This window comes from Planctellipticum variicoloris, from assembly GCF_030622045.1.
In the GTDB taxonomy this organism is placed as follows: domain Bacteria; phylum Planctomycetota; class Planctomycetia; order Planctomycetales; family Planctomycetaceae; genus Planctellipticum; species Planctellipticum variicoloris.
Map to the genome: position 1 here is coordinate 939,914 of NZ_CP130886.1, position 13,859 is coordinate 953,772.

General features: G+C 62.5%; 10 protein-coding genes. 7 read left to right on the plus strand and 3 right to left on the minus strand.

Annotated features, from left to right (window positions below):
• Positions 1–4: 4 nt before the first annotated feature.
• Positions 5–397 carry a hypothetical protein gene (locus SH412_RS03685; RefSeq protein ID WP_336522160.1) on the minus strand — a complete coding sequence of 131 codons (393 nt, stop codon included), beginning with the start codon at positions 395–397 and terminating at the stop codon, positions 5–7.
• A gap of 1,215 nt (positions 398–1,612) precedes the next feature.
• On the opposite strand from SH412_RS03685, the gene SH412_RS03690 reads away from it, so the two are divergent.
• Complete coding sequence (locus SH412_RS03690) at positions 1,613–2,602, plus strand: glycosyltransferase family 2 protein (RefSeq protein ID WP_336522161.1); 990 nt, start codon at positions 1,613–1,615, stop codon at positions 2,600–2,602.
• Between the two features lie 46 nt (positions 2,603–2,648).
• Here the strand turns inward: SH412_RS03690 and SH412_RS03695 are convergent, their stop codons facing one another.
• Positions 2,649–3,254, minus strand: coding sequence for a hypothetical protein (locus SH412_RS03695; RefSeq protein WP_336522162.1), 606 nt, complete (start codon positions 3,252–3,254; stop codon positions 2,649–2,651).
• A 349-nt stretch (positions 3,255–3,603) separates the two neighbouring features.
• On the opposite strand from SH412_RS03695, the gene SH412_RS03700 reads away from it, so the two are divergent.
• The 3 genes from SH412_RS03700 to SH412_RS03710 all read left to right on the plus strand — a co-directional run bounded on the left by SH412_RS03700 (position 3,604) and on the right by SH412_RS03710 (position 9,351).
• Complete coding sequence (locus tag SH412_RS03700) at positions 3,604–4,806, plus strand: efflux RND transporter periplasmic adaptor subunit (RefSeq protein WP_336522163.1); 1,203 nt, start codon at positions 3,604–3,606, stop codon at positions 4,804–4,806.
• A 51-nt stretch (positions 4,807–4,857) separates the two neighbouring features.
• Positions 4,858–8,079, plus strand: a complete 3,222-nt coding sequence (locus SH412_RS03705; protein WP_336522164.1) for an efflux RND transporter permease subunit — start codon at positions 4,858–4,860, stop codon at positions 8,077–8,079.
• Positions 8,080–8,181: 102 nt separating this feature from the next.
• Positions 8,182–9,351 (plus strand): formylglycine-generating enzyme family protein, encoded by a 1,170-nt coding sequence (locus SH412_RS03710; RefSeq protein ID WP_336522165.1) that lies wholly within the window; start codon positions 8,182–8,184, stop codon positions 9,349–9,351.
• Here SH412_RS03710 and SH412_RS03715 read toward each other — a convergent pair.
• Positions 9,348–10,724, minus strand: a complete 1,377-nt coding sequence (locus SH412_RS03715; protein WP_336522166.1) for a helix-turn-helix domain-containing protein — start codon at positions 10,722–10,724, stop codon at positions 9,348–9,350. The genes SH412_RS03710 and SH412_RS03715 overlap by 4 nt on opposite strands.
• Before the next feature lie 502 nt (positions 10,725–11,226).
• Between SH412_RS03715 and rpsB the strand changes: the two genes are divergently transcribed.
• The 3 genes from rpsB to pyrH all read left to right on the plus strand — a co-directional run bounded on the left by rpsB (position 11,227) and on the right by pyrH (position 13,816).
• Positions 11,227–11,973: a 30S ribosomal protein S2 gene (gene rpsB, locus SH412_RS03720; protein ID WP_336522167.1), complete on the plus strand. Its 747-nt coding sequence runs from the start codon at positions 11,227–11,229 to the stop codon at positions 11,971–11,973.
• A 130-nt stretch (positions 11,974–12,103) separates the two neighbouring features.
• Positions 12,104–12,934, plus strand: a complete 831-nt coding sequence (gene tsf, locus SH412_RS03725; RefSeq protein WP_336522168.1) for a translation elongation factor Ts — start codon at positions 12,104–12,106, stop codon at positions 12,932–12,934.
• Positions 12,935–13,075: 141 nt separating this feature from the next.
• Positions 13,076–13,816, plus strand: coding sequence for a UMP kinase (pyrH, locus tag SH412_RS03730; protein ID WP_336522169.1), 741 nt, complete (start codon positions 13,076–13,078; stop codon positions 13,814–13,816).
• Positions 13,817–13,859: the final 43 nt, after the last annotated feature.

The following is a 13,859-nucleotide window of genomic DNA, read 5'->3' on the forward strand; positions in this document are numbered from 1 at the left end:
CAGGCTATGCCGGCGGCCCGGACATGCAGTTTTTCAACGAAGCGCAGCCCGTGGCGCTCCCCCCCCTGGTCACAAAGTACCTGGACTTGACGATGCAGCCGCTATAGGAATTCATCGTCTGGTAAGCGTCCACAATGTCCGTGTAACACTGGGCGCGGCACGATTCATTCGTGACCTGCCCGCGAACCGTGGCAGTCATGCAACGCGTTCTTGTGTTGTAACACGTCTTGACGATCCCGCCCCCGGTCAGGTGCCCGCACCAGCTCAAATTTCCGTACCGATCGACTCCCGGCAATTCGATCCAGTAGGACTCGCAGTAGATCTTTGCCTCCGCGACGGCAGCCCCCACGGTCAGCACTGCCACGATCGCTGCGGCGACTTTCCAGTTCTGCAACATGTCTTTGGCCCTTTCCCTGAAACCAACGGGACTTGACTGCTCGACACCGAACAGCCTGGCGGTGACCTGCGGGGCAATTCCGTTGCACTCCCCGCTAACCACAAGCCATCTTGTCTGCCTCGCATCCTACAACGCGGCAGATTCACCACAATCGGTAGAATCACTAAAATGGGAGTGGCGGGCAAATTGCGTTTAGTATGGCTCTGTGAACGATGCGCATTGCTGGCACGTAGACAGTGCATCCCATGAGTCATAACGTCTCGAAACGTTCACTGCATTCATGAGCCGCGAGAGCGCAAGTATTGACTTGAAAGGCTTTACGCTCGCCCCGCCGTGAGAGACGTTCCACCCGGAAATCGATCCCGCGTCCTCGGAATCTCGCTTCAGACATCCATCCGGTAACTCGTGGCAACTCCGGTGTCGACCGCGCATCCGTTCCTGGCGACGCAGTAAATGTCTGAAAGAATCTGGAGGGGGAGTCCCGACACCCCGACATCCTGGAATTTCTGGCAACGTCCCGAGAGATTTCCCACCTTTGCACGACCGACAATCACGATTCGGTGAGTTCTGGTGTTGTTAGTCAGTTTCAGCACCCCCGTCGCCGGCTGACTTCCTGTCAACATTGCGTACTGGTCAATTCCCGGAAACAGAGCGGGTACGTTTTCGATGACGATCTTGCCGAACGCCGCGTTGGCCGCCAGCAGAGCCCCCCGGGCCGACGATCATCAGAAACTTGTGGCGCTGAAACATTTTCGTCGCCCTCAATGTTCTCGCTCGACTCTGCTGTCCGATGCCGGGCAGCTCAGAGGCGGCCGGCAAGATCCGGCAGGAATTCCGTAGCCCCCCCCTGTCGCCTGCCAGCCTTATTAACCATGCGGTCTGTGGCTGCATAATCGGAGGAATCGGAAAACTGGGAGGTCCGCGATGTTTTGGTGGCTTCTGGCCAGATCGGACGTGCAGTCATCCAGTCGCCAGGGACAGCTTCGAGGTCTGTCGGAGGATGCTGTGCTAAGTCGGCGCCAGCCGTGCGATCGCGCCAATTCCCTCGAAAAAGCATCGCGGCCTGACCGCCATGCGCCCTCCGCTGCCACCGCAACTCTCCGTCCAAAAGCTATTTACCTCGTTCCGGCGATCTGGGAGACTCCGCAGCCCGAGCGGAGTCCGGGGAGGGAATCTGCGGTCCGCTCGCCAGTCATGCTCTGCAGGGATGCTGCGATGTCCGTTTCGGTGGTCGTGCCGATCTACAACGAAGTCGAGAATATTCCCCTGCTGCATCGCGCCGTCTCCGACGTCATGCAGCAGTTGGGGCGCCCGTATGAACTGATTCTGGTCAATGACGGTTCGAAGGATGGCTCAAACGCCGCCCTGGAACGGCTGGCCCAGGCCGATCCCTGCGTCAAAGTCCTCGAATTCCGCCGGAATTACGGCCAGACTGCCGCCATGCAGGCCGGGATTCAGGCCGCTTCGTACGAAGTCACCGTCCTGCTCGACGGCGATCTCCAGAATGATCCGACCGACATCCCGATGATGCTCGATAAGATCGACGAGGGTTACGACCTCGTCCACGGCTGGCGGAAAAACCGTCAGGACACGTTCATCAATCGCAAGCTTCCGTCGAAGGTCGCCAACTGGATCATCTCGAAGGTCACCGGATTTCCGGTTCACGACCTCGGTTGCACGCTGAAAGCGGTTCGGACCGAGATCGCCCAGGAACTGCAGCTCTACGGCGAGATGCACCGCTTCATCCCCATCCTCGCCCACTGGCGCGGAGCCCGCTGCGTCGAAGTCGTCACCAATCATCACCCGCGCCGTTTCGGCCAGTCGAAGTACGGCATTTCCCGCACCACCCGGGTGATCCTCGATCTGATGACGGTGAAGTACCTGATTCAGTACGTCGTCAGCCCGATGAAGCTCTTCGGCATGATCGGACTGGTCTGCGGCCTGGTTGCGTCGCTGGCCGGTGTCGGGACTCTCTGGATGAAGCTCGCCAGCGGCGTGGACATGACCGGCAATCCGCTGCTGCTGCTGACCTGCCTCTCCGCCATGCTGGGCGTGCAGTTTTTCTTCATGGGGATGCTCGGCGAAATGTGCAGCCGGATCTTCTTCGAAGTCCGCGGCATGCCCAACTACGCCATCCGCCGGACTTGGAACGTCGAAGCCCCGGCAGCGCTGCCGCTGAGCGCCGGCGACCGCCGCGCCGCGTAAGGACTTCGCATTTCACTGCAAAGCCCGAAGCCCGAAGCCCGACTCTTCAGTCCTCAAACTTCGCCGATTTCACGAACTCCAGCACCGCTTCTTTTTGGGCCTCGATCGTGGCCCGCGGTCCGGTCAGCTTGCAGAAGAAGTTGGCCTGCTTGAGCGGCAGCACCACGCCCAGCATGGCCCAGCCCGGCTTGACTCCGCCGCCGCCGAAGCCGTCCTGAAAACTGCCGAACAGTTCCACAACGGCGGCCTCGTGACCATCGACCGTCACCGAACTTTCCGCAGGGGACGGATCGCCCTCGCCGGGAGTGAACTGTCCACGCCACCGGGAAATATTGGCCTCGACCCCGCCCCCCGCCGTCGACAGCGTCAGCCGTCCGGGACCCGCGTCTCCCTCGAGTTTGTATTCGGCCAGCAGCATGTCGCTCTTCAGCGGCACTTCTTCCCAGCCGGCCGGCACCGTCATTCGAATCCCGCCGAACCGGCGCTCCTGCGGCGCCGATAAAACTTTCTCAGAAGCTTCGCCCGCTCGACCGGCTGCTGGCGCTGAAGATGCTGTCGGGACTGGCGGATCGACCGCCGGGCGACCGTCGCCGCATCCCGCCAGAACGGTTGCAATCACCCCGCAGATCAGTTGTCGCCGCTGCACCATCATGAAACACGAACTCCACTCGTCAATGTGATTCTGAAACCTGACGCGGGCATCGTAACACGGCGCGCCCGACACTCTCCAGCCGCCGAATCGAGTTCCGATTGCCGGTTCGGAATTGACAGGTCGGACCGCCAGCGAGTCTGATAAAGGTTGACCTGCGCGTGTTTCCGCGACCTGCCGGCTTTTTCCCTCCGCTGAAGCTCACTCCATGCTGCACCCACCTGCACGACGGTCTCGCCTGCGGCCCGTATCCTTCGCTGCGCTAAGCATTGTCGTGACATGGGCGGTGTCGGGATGCGGACATACACCCGGCCCCAAGGAGCCTGCGCAGCCAAAGGCTGCCAGCGGTCCTTTGCCGAAGGTTGACGTCCTCGAAGTCGCAGTGCAGCCGTGGCGGCGGACCGTCCGGGCCCAGGGCAGCCTGGCGGCGGACGAATACTCCGTGGTCGGCGCCAAAGTTCCCGGGCGTATTGCCGAGTCTCACATTGAACTGGGCGATTCCGTCAAATCGGGGAGCACGCTGGCTCGGATGGACCAGAGCGATCTGGAAACCCGCGTGGCACAAGCCGAAGCGACACTGGCCCAGGCCTGCGCGGCGGTCGGCCTGAAGCCGACCGACTCCACGGACAAGCTCAACAAGGAAAACTCTCCGCCGGTCCGTCAGGAAAAGGCGATGCTGGAAGATGCCCGGGGGCAACTGCAGCGGGCCCTGCAGCTTCGCCAGCAGGGAGCAATTACGCAGGCGGAAACCGATCAGCTTCAGGCCGCTGTCGACGTCGCGGATGCTCGCTATGCCTCTTCGCTCAACGCCGTTGAGGAGCGGCTCGCGACAATCGCACTCCGTCGGGCGGAGCTGGACTTCGCCCGCCAGCAGCTCGCGGACGCCACGGTGACCGCGCCGTTCGATGGTTTGATTCAGCAGCGGCACGCTGCGCCGGGAACCTATGTCGCCGTGGGGCAACCCGTCGCCACGCTCGTACGGATTGACCCGGTCCGTTTTCGCGGGCAGGTGCCGGAGCGGTTCGCCCTGCAGTTGCAGGTTGGTCAGTCCGTGGAAGTTCAACTGGAGGGAGAAGCGCAGCCGCGGGTCGGGCGGATTTCCCGCATCAGTCCCGAGCTCGATCAGCAGACCCGTTCGCTGACCTTTGAAGCAGATCTGCCCAATCCCGACAACCGCCTGCGGGCGGGGCTGTTCGCAATTGCCGATGTGGTCGTCAATCCGGAATCGCCTGTCCTGGCGGTCCCGCGATCTTCCATCACCGAGTTTGCCGGGGTCGAACGCGTCTGGAAGCTGGTCGATGGCGAGGTCTCGGAAGTCGCCGTCCGGACCGGTCAATTGCAGGGAACGCTGGTCGAGATTCTGGATGGCATCAAGTCGGGCGACGAAATTGTCGTGCAGGCGGGCACAGCTCGAGCAGGCAAAGTCGATGTCGGGAAACGAGTCACCCTGGACCTTCCCCAGAAGCTGCAGGCCATCCGGAACGACTCCGCAAATGCCGGCCCCGCGGGCGGCGATGTCGAGGAGACCGACGCAACGCCAGTCCGTAGCGAGTAAATCCGTCAGACTCAGGATGGGCTCCGCTGAGCCGCGACAGGAGAGTGAATCATGCAGTGGCTGGCCGAAGTCTGCGTCAAACGCCCGGTGCTCGCCATCATGATTATCATGGCGCTGGTTGTGTCGGGCATCGCGGCCTACCCCCAGCTTGGCGTCGACCGCTTTCCGAACATGGATCTGCCGACCATGTACGTGCGGGCGGTCTATCCCGGCGCTTCGCCCGAGGAAGTGGAATCGGAAGTCACGCAAATCCTCGAAGACGCAATTGCGACGGTCGCGGGCATCGACGAATTGCGTTCGATTTCCTCCGAAGGGAGCGCAATTGTCATCGTCACCTTCACGCTGAACCGCGAGCTGGACGCCGCGGTTCAGGATGTGCGAGATGCTGTTGGCAGCGTCCTCAATCGTCTCCCCCCCGAAATTGATCCCCCGATCGTCCGCAAACAGGACACCGACTCCTCGCCCATTCTGACGCTGGCGGTCTCCGGTCAACGCGACAGCCGCGAGCTGTATCTGTTGGCGGATCGTTTCGTCAAGAACGTCATCGAATCCGCGCCGGGAGTCGGGCAGGTGACGATCGTCGGCGCCGCCGAACGCGCCGTGCAGGTGAATGTCGACTCGCAGCGGCTCGCCGCCTACGGACTGTCGATCATGCAGGTCCGGGACGCGCTCGCGCGACAGAACGCCGAAGTTCCCGGCGGCCGGGTCGACGCGGGGCTCCGCGAACTCAATCTCCGCACGCTCGGTCGCGTCGAAAAAGCCCGCGATTTCGACGAGATTGTGGTCGAAACCGTCGGCGGCCGGCGGATCACGCTCGGCGACCTGGGGACGGTGGAGGACGGCCAGAAAGAAGTCCGGACGCTGGCCCGGCTCGACGGTCAGCCCGCCGTCGTACTGCAGGTTCAGCGGCAATCCGGGACGAACACGGTCGAAGTGATCGAGGGGATCAAGCAGCGGCTGCCGCGCTGCCGGGAGCTTCTGCCGAAAGAGGTCGAAGTCTCCGTCATTCAAGATCAGTCCCGGTACATCGTCGCCGCCCTCCACGAAATTCAGGGCCATCTGATCTCCGGCAGTCTGCTGGCGAGCATCGTCGTCCTGTTCTTCATGGGCTCGTGGCGGTCGACGCTGATTGCGGCCGTGGCGATTCCCGCCTCGGTCATCGCCACTTTCGCCTTCATGCGGGCGTTCGATTTCACGCTCAACAACGTCACCATGCTCGCACTGGTGCTGATGGTCGGCGTGGTGATCGACGACGCCATCGTCGTCCTGGAGAATGTTTTCCGATTTCTTGAAGAGCATCAGATGTCGCCGCGGGATGCCGCCATTCACGGAACGCGCGAAATCGGTATGGCGGTGCTGACGACGACGATCTCGCTGGTCATCGTTTTTCTCCCGGTCTCGTTCCTGTCGAGCGTCACCGGGAGAATGCTGTTTCAGTTCGGCATTACAGCGACGGTGGCGATCCTGGTTTCGATGCTCGTCAGCTTCACGCTGACGCCCATGATGTGCAGCCGGCTGCTGCGCAGCACGGACCGCGATCCGTCGCACTCCCCATCTTCCCGCCGCGGCCTGTACGGAATGATGGAAGGCAGTTACATGTGGCTGCTCCGGTGGTCCCTGAAATTCCGGTGGCTGGTCCTGTTGCTCTGCATCGGCGTCATCGGTCTCAACTGGCCGCTCTACCAGATGGTCAGCCAGGACTATATTCCGACCAACGTGGACGAATCCGAGTTCGAAGTCGGCGTACAGGCCAAAGAAGGGGCCACGTTGAGCGCAATGGACGCCACCATGCAGTTCGTCGAAGGTCAGATCCAGTCGATCGACGGCGTCCAGCACGTCCTGGCAACTGTGGGGACGCGCGGGTTCGGCGGCGTTAACCGCGGGGAATGCTACGTTCGCCTGTCCGACATCGAAGGTCGGACATTCTCCTTCGGGCGATTGTGGGCCGGGCTGCTGAAAGGGAATCCGGGAGCCGCCTGGGAAGGCAACTTCACCCAGCAGTCCAAGATGCAGGAAATCCGCAGCCGGCTCCGCGATCTGAAGGACTGCCGCGTCTCGGTTCGCAACCTGACCTCGCTCCGCCAGGGAGCGCCGGTCGACATCGACTTCTCGCTGACCGCGGCCAATATTCAACAGCTCGCCGAGTTCTCCGAAAAACTGCGGGAAAAAGTCGTCGAGATCCCCGGGATCGTCGACGTCGACACCACTCTGCGGCTCGACAAACCCGAATGGCGGGTGCATATCGACCGCGAACGGGCGGCGTCGCTGGGCGTCGACGTTCGCGAAATTGCCGATACGCTGCGAATCGCCGTCGGCGGCGACGATCGGGTCTCCCGCTATCGCGACATATCCGTCGACGACGCCTTTGACGTCGAATTGCGACTCGTCGGCCTCGACCGCAAAGATCCGCAGGCCATTTCTCAATTATTTGTCCGCGGCGCCGGCGGCGCGGTCTCGGCCGGCGCCACCGCTGAAGGGACGGCGCTGACCCGCATCGACAACGTCGTGGAATTCGAGTACGGGGAAGCCCAGGCTCGGATCGACCGCCTGGATCGCCAGCGGATGGTCGCCGTCCGGGCCAACATCCAGCAGGGCTATTCTCTCGGCGATCGCATCTCGGCCGTCCAGGCGGCGACTGCCGAACTGGGACTGCCGGCGGGATTCGGCACCCGCGTCATGGGACGCGGACGCGAGCTCGAACGAACTCTCCAGGACTTCGGCTGGACCATCGTCCTGTCGTTCGTCTTCATGTACATCGTCCTGGCGGCCCAGTACGAGCATCTCGTGCATCCGATCACGATTCTGCTGTCGCTCCCGCTGGCCGTGCCATTCGGACTCTGGAGTCTTTACATCGGCGGCGAATCGCTCAATCTGTACTCGGCCCTCGGCATCCTGGTGCTGTTCGGCGTCGTGAAGAAAGCTTCGATTCTGCAGATCGATCACACGAACCACCTGCGGCAGGACAAGGGAATGGAGCGGACCGAGGCGATCCTGCAGGCGAACCGCGACCGGCTTCGACCCATTCTGATGACCGTCATCTCGTTCGTCGCCGGCCTGCTGCCGCTGTTGCTGGCGACGGGGCCGGGGGCGGAAGAACGACGGTCAATCGCGGTCGTCGCCGTCGGCGGGCAGACTCTGTCGCTCCTGCTGACCCTCCTGGCCATTCCGGTGATCTACTCGATCCTCGATGACTTCGGACTCCTGGTCGTACGACGCGAATGGTGCGCCAAGCCGGCGACTCTGCCACCGGAACGACCGGCTACACCCGCATAGTCGGCTTCGGGCGGAACCGTGGAGCGGACTGGCCGTGCGGTGTAGCCTGAAAGGAACGCCGCCCCCCCCTCGGCAACGGCCGTCTTTCGTTGAGGTGTCGCCATGAATATTCGCTCAGCCGCCATTCTGGGGGCGGGACTGGTCTGCCTCGGATGCAGCCAGTCGGAACACGGAAGTCTCCCCCCGACGGTGACGGCCCCGCCGTCAGCAGCCGCAATCAGCGAGCCCTCCGACGAGCTGATCGTCGAAGAGCCCGAACCAGCGCCCCCCGGCATGTGCTGGATTCCGGGGGGGACATTCCTGATGGGGAGCGACAATCCGAAGTTCCCCGACGAGTTTCCGGCCCACGAGGTCACTCTGGATGGATTCTGGATGGACGAGACCGAGTTGACGAACCGCCAGTTTGAGGCGTTCGTCAATGCCACCGGCTACGTCACCGTCGCCGAGAAGGCCCCGGACCGGAACGAAGTCGCCAGTCAGGCCGGAATCAATCCGGCGGACATCCCCGCCGAGAACCTGGTCCCGGGGGCGATCTGCTTCAACTCGAAGTTCGACCCGAAGACCCTCCGAAAAGATCATCCGCTCTGGCCCTACCAGGTCTGGACTTACATCAAAGGAGCCAGTTGGCGTCATCCCGAAGGTCCGGATTCCAGCATTGATGCTCGCATGGATCACCCGGTCGTTCACGTCGCCTGGGACGACGCAATTGCCTATTGCCGCTGGGCGGGCAAGCGACTCCCGACGGAAGCAGAGTGGGAATATGCCGCCCGAGGCGGATTGAAAGACGGCGAGTACCCGTGGGGGAACGATCTGCAGCCCGCAGGAAAGTGGGCCGGCAATATCTGGCAGGGAGAATTTCCCCTCGAAAACCGGGCTGACGACGGATTCCGCGAGAGCTCGCCCGTCAAGACCTTTCCCCCCAACGCGTACGGCCTCTATGACCTTTCCGGCAATGTCTGGGAGTGGTGCAGCGACTGGTACCGACCGGACTACTACCGGAACAGCCCTGATCGCAATCCCGTCGGCCCCGTTTCCAGCGTTGATCCCCTGGAGCCGACGATTCCCAAACGGGTCCAGCGCGGCGGGTCGTTCATGTGCAGCGACAACTACTGCATCGGCTACCGCGTGGCGGCTCGCATGAAAGGAGACCTGACGACCGGCACGTTCCACTGCGGATTCCGCACCGTACTCAGTCCGCGACAGCTCGACCAGTACCGCAAGGCTCCCGCTCAGCAACGCACCGCGCACGCGTCACCATCGAAGGTCGATTAGTAAAGCCCTGCGATGCTGCTGATGATCGATGACGCAATCCCGGACGTCTCGTCTCCGGTCCACATCGTGGCGACCCCTTCATAGGCCATCCAGCCGTTGACCGCCAGGATCAACGACGCAGCCGCCAGACCGACTACGGAACCGATCCCCCAGGATGGTTCGCGGGGACCGCGCGACTTGGCCGCGACCGGAGCGAATTCGTCGTCGAAGGTCTCGGCTTCGCCAAACGATTCGTCGCTGGCTTCGAACACTTCTTCCAGCTCGTCGACGCCGTCGTCGTCCGAAATCGCTTCAATCAGTTCGGCGCTGCTTCCCGACGCTCCGTCGAGTTCATCCACGATGTCCAGGTCCTGGACCGAATCGCTGCCGGTGGCAAACTGATCCGACAGGGACCCCGATTTCGCCGGAGCCGACTTGCCGCTGGGGGGCTGCAGGAAGCCCATCACGTCCTCGTCCTCATCGTTGAGTTCGAGCTCCAGCGTCTGCTCGCTGTGCAGTTCATCGCCGAGCAGAATCTCGCTCGATGGCGACGGCGCCAGTTCGTATTCCGTCTTCGACGAGTGATCCAGGGCGATGCCGCTGTCCCCGGGGGACATGGAAATTCCGCTGTCCCCGGCCGTCAGCGACAATCCGCTGTCGTCCTTCGTCAGCGAAATTCCGCTCTCGCCGGGGTCGAGGGTGGGGCCGACCGTGCTGGACAGCGACAACCCGCTCTCCGAACCTGGCGCTGCCATCACCGACGACTCGCCCCCCTCGAAAATGCTGCTCGATCCGCTGTGAAGCGTACTTTCGTCCGTGGCGAGGGTCAGGCTGTCGTCCTCTTCCTCGGTCACGCCCGTTTCCTGCGGCGGAGCCATTTCCGTGCTGGAGCCGAAATCCAGCATGCTCCCCGAACCGACGAAGCTCGTCGATGACTCCGATCCTTGAACCAGAATGTCGCTGTCGCTGCGATCCCCCTCGGCCGGTTCCAGAATCGCGTTGTCGCCGCTGGAGGCGGGCGTGGCGAAGCTCTGCAGCTCCGGGCCGCTTCCCGATCCGCCTTCCAGGGGAGACGACTTGCTGATCATCGTCGGCTGCTCGGACAGCGCGTCCTCATCAATGTCGACGTCCAGGAATTGCAGATCGTCGCCTCCCAGCGTCAGCCCGTGCGACGATTCGTCCGTCAGAATCGACGAATCCAGCGTCTGCCGGTCACCGGCGCCGGAGAACTTCCCCTCGGAAGCCAGTTGTTCCACGTCTTCCCGGCGGAACTTGGCGGTCCCCCGATCCATCAACTGGCGCAGATCTCCATTCGCGACGAGGCTCTGCAGACCTTCCGGAGAAACTCCGTAGAGCGACATGACTTCTTCAGCGGAAAGAAATTTGCGTGCCATAGTGGTCGAAGTCCCTGCCGGAATACCGGCCAGTTCGGTCGGAGATCAGCCGTTTCACAACATCGAACCGCGCGTCGCACGATCCGTAACAGTTTGTCATCACAGGAGTTCTGGCCATCGACGGGAATTCTCGATCACGCGACCGTGCAACGCCTGCTTCTGCAAGACTACGCCGTGAAAAGTGAGGACGCCAGTGGTTTTTTGGCATCGCGTTCGCAAAATCAACAATCAGTGCTAACCTCTGATTCAATATCGCGTTGCGCCAAGTCCTCCCGTCCCGTTCATCTGGTCCCGGGCCTCCCGTGAAACGGGCGGCGGCGCCTTGGCTGTCGGAGCCGCCGTTCAATCTGATCCTCCCCGTCACGACGAAATCGGCCAACGTTTGACGACTGCCCGGCGGAACGTTATCCTCCTGCGTTCCGAAAGTGGCGAGGTTCTGCCATCCGCCAGGAATCCATCGAGAGGATCGGCCTGCACTGCATCAGGCCATGGGAGCGTCGACGTGTCCGAGATCGTGGTGAAAGACTTTCTGGAAGCGGGAATTCATTACGGACACCGGACCAGCCGGTGGAATCCGCGGATGCGCCCGTATATCTACGGTCGTCGGAATCTGATCCACATCATCGATATCAAGGAAACCGTTCGCGGTCTCCTGAGAGCCAAACGCTACCTGCAGAAGGTCGCCTCGCAAGGGAGCCTCGTGCTGTTCGTCGGCACCAAAAAGCAGGCCTCCGACAGCATCAAGGAATTCTCGACCGCCTGCGGCATGCCGTACGTCGATTATCGCTGGCTCGGCGGGATCTTCACCAACTTCCGGACGATCCGCAATCGGATGAAGCGTCTGGAAGAACTCGATCGGATCTTCAATTCGGGCGAGATTGAGACGTACTCGAAGAAGCGGCAGTCCTCGCTGATCCGTGAGCATCGGAAGATGCTCCGGAACCTGAACGGGCTGCGGGAAATGAACCGCCTTCCGGAAGCGATGGTGATCGTCGATCCGCGGAAAGAGCACAACGCCGTCCACGAAGCCCGCCTGATGGGCATCAAGGTCATCGGCCTGCTCGATACCGACTGCAATCCGGACGATATCGATCTGCCGATCCCCGGAAACGACGACAGCATTCGCTCGATTCAACTGGTGCTCAAGCACCTGACGGAAGCGATTCAGGAAGGTCGCAGCGCCCTGCCGCAGGATGCCTCCGGCAAGGATCAGGAGATCGAGCACAAGGCCGTTCCGTCCTTGTCCTAGGGAGCGCCGAACCCTGCCGGACGCTCCGTGTCCGAGGAACGGGGCGTCAACTTTGAACGACTCACGCTGCCGCGACCGGGATAACGGCCGCGGCGGCTTTCTTTGACGACATCGACGAGGAGATGGACTCATGGCCGAGATCTCGGCTGCGACAGTCAAGGCGCTGCGCGATCTGACCGACCTGCCCATGATGGATTGCAAGCGGGCTCTGACCGAGGCCGGCGGCGACCAGGACAAGGCAATTTCGCTGCTCAAGGAATGGGGCAAGAAGGTCTCCATCAAGCGGGCGGAAAACGCTACGTCCGAGGGCCTGATCCGCGTGCTCGTCGCCGACGACGGCAGCGCCGGCGCTATGATTGAGCTGCAGTGCGAGTCGGCCCCGGTTGCGAAAGCCGACGACTTTGTCCTGCTCGCCGATCAATGCGTCAAGCAGCTCCTCAACGGTCCCGGCGCCGCGACCCCCGCCGAGCTGCTCGCCCAGGCGGCTCCGGACGTCCCCGGAAAAACGCTGGCCCAGCTTCTCGAAGACGTGCAGAACAAGATTCGCGAGAAGATGCTGCTGGCGCGGATTCTGAAGGTCGCCGGACCGGTCGGCGGATACGCACATCACGACGGCAAGACCGGCGTTCTGGCGCAGGGCGAAGGCAAGGCCGACGCCGTGCTTCGCGACGTCGCCATGCACGTCGCCGCTCTCCGTCCGCAAGCAACCCATCCGGAAGAGCTTCCGGCCGAAACGGTCACGGCGGAGCGCGATCGGCTGACGCAGGAAGCAACCGCCTCCGGCAAGCCGGCGAACATTGTCGAGAAGATTGTCGACGGCCGCATGAAGACGTTCTTTGCCGAGCAGGGCGTGCTCGTCCACCAGCTCTTCGCGAAGGATGACAGCAAGACCGTCAGCCAGGCGCTTGCCGAAAAAGGCCTCAAGGCCAAGGGCTTCATTCGCTGGGTTCTCGGCAATTGAGAAGCGTTGCGGACGCCATCGTGGACGATTCCGTTTGACAGATGATCGGTTCAGGGGGCGATGTCGCCCCCTGAATCATTTCCCGGACCAGGCCGAGAGATTCTGACCTGCTCGACGGCCTTGCACGAAGCGAGTTGAAACATGCCTGACGCCTCGATGCCCGCCGGAGCACCCGTCTACAAGCGAGTTCTGCTCAAATTGAGCGGCGAGAGCTTCTGTCGTCCGGGCGAATCGGGAATCAGCCTGTCGGAAGTCTCGATCATCTGCGAGCAGATCAAGCGGGTCGTGGCGACCGGGGTCCAGCTTGCGATCGTCTGCGGCGGCGGCAACATCCTCCGCGGCAAGGAGTTCTCCGCCTCAAACTCCATCGTGATTCCTTCGACGGCCCACTACATGGGCATGCTCGCCACAGTCATCAACGGACTGGCGCTGCAGGACGCCCTGGAGAGTTTCGGCGTCGCCACCCGGCTGCAGAGTGCGATCCGCATGGAAGGGGTCGCCGAGCCGTTCATCCGCCGCCGCTGCATCCGCCATCTGGAGAAGGGCCGGGTCGTCATCCTGGCGGCCGGAACGGGCAGCCCATTCGTGACGACCGACACTGCGGCGGCGCTGCGAGCCCGCGAAATCGACGCCGATGTCGTCGTCAAGGCGACTCGCGTCGACGGCATCTATTCGGAAGACCCCCTCAAGAATCCGCACGCGATGCGGTATTCGGAGATTACCTACCAGGACGTTATCCGCCAGGGGCTCCAGGTCATGGACATGCAGGCCATGCACCACTGCATGGAGCACGGCATCCCCATCGTCGTGCTGAACTACCAGAAGCCCGGCAACATCGAACGCGCGATCGCCGGCGAACGGATGGGAACCCGCGTCGGGTAGCCTTCCTCAGCGGCCAACTTCCGGGAAGCCGCCTCGCGCTTAC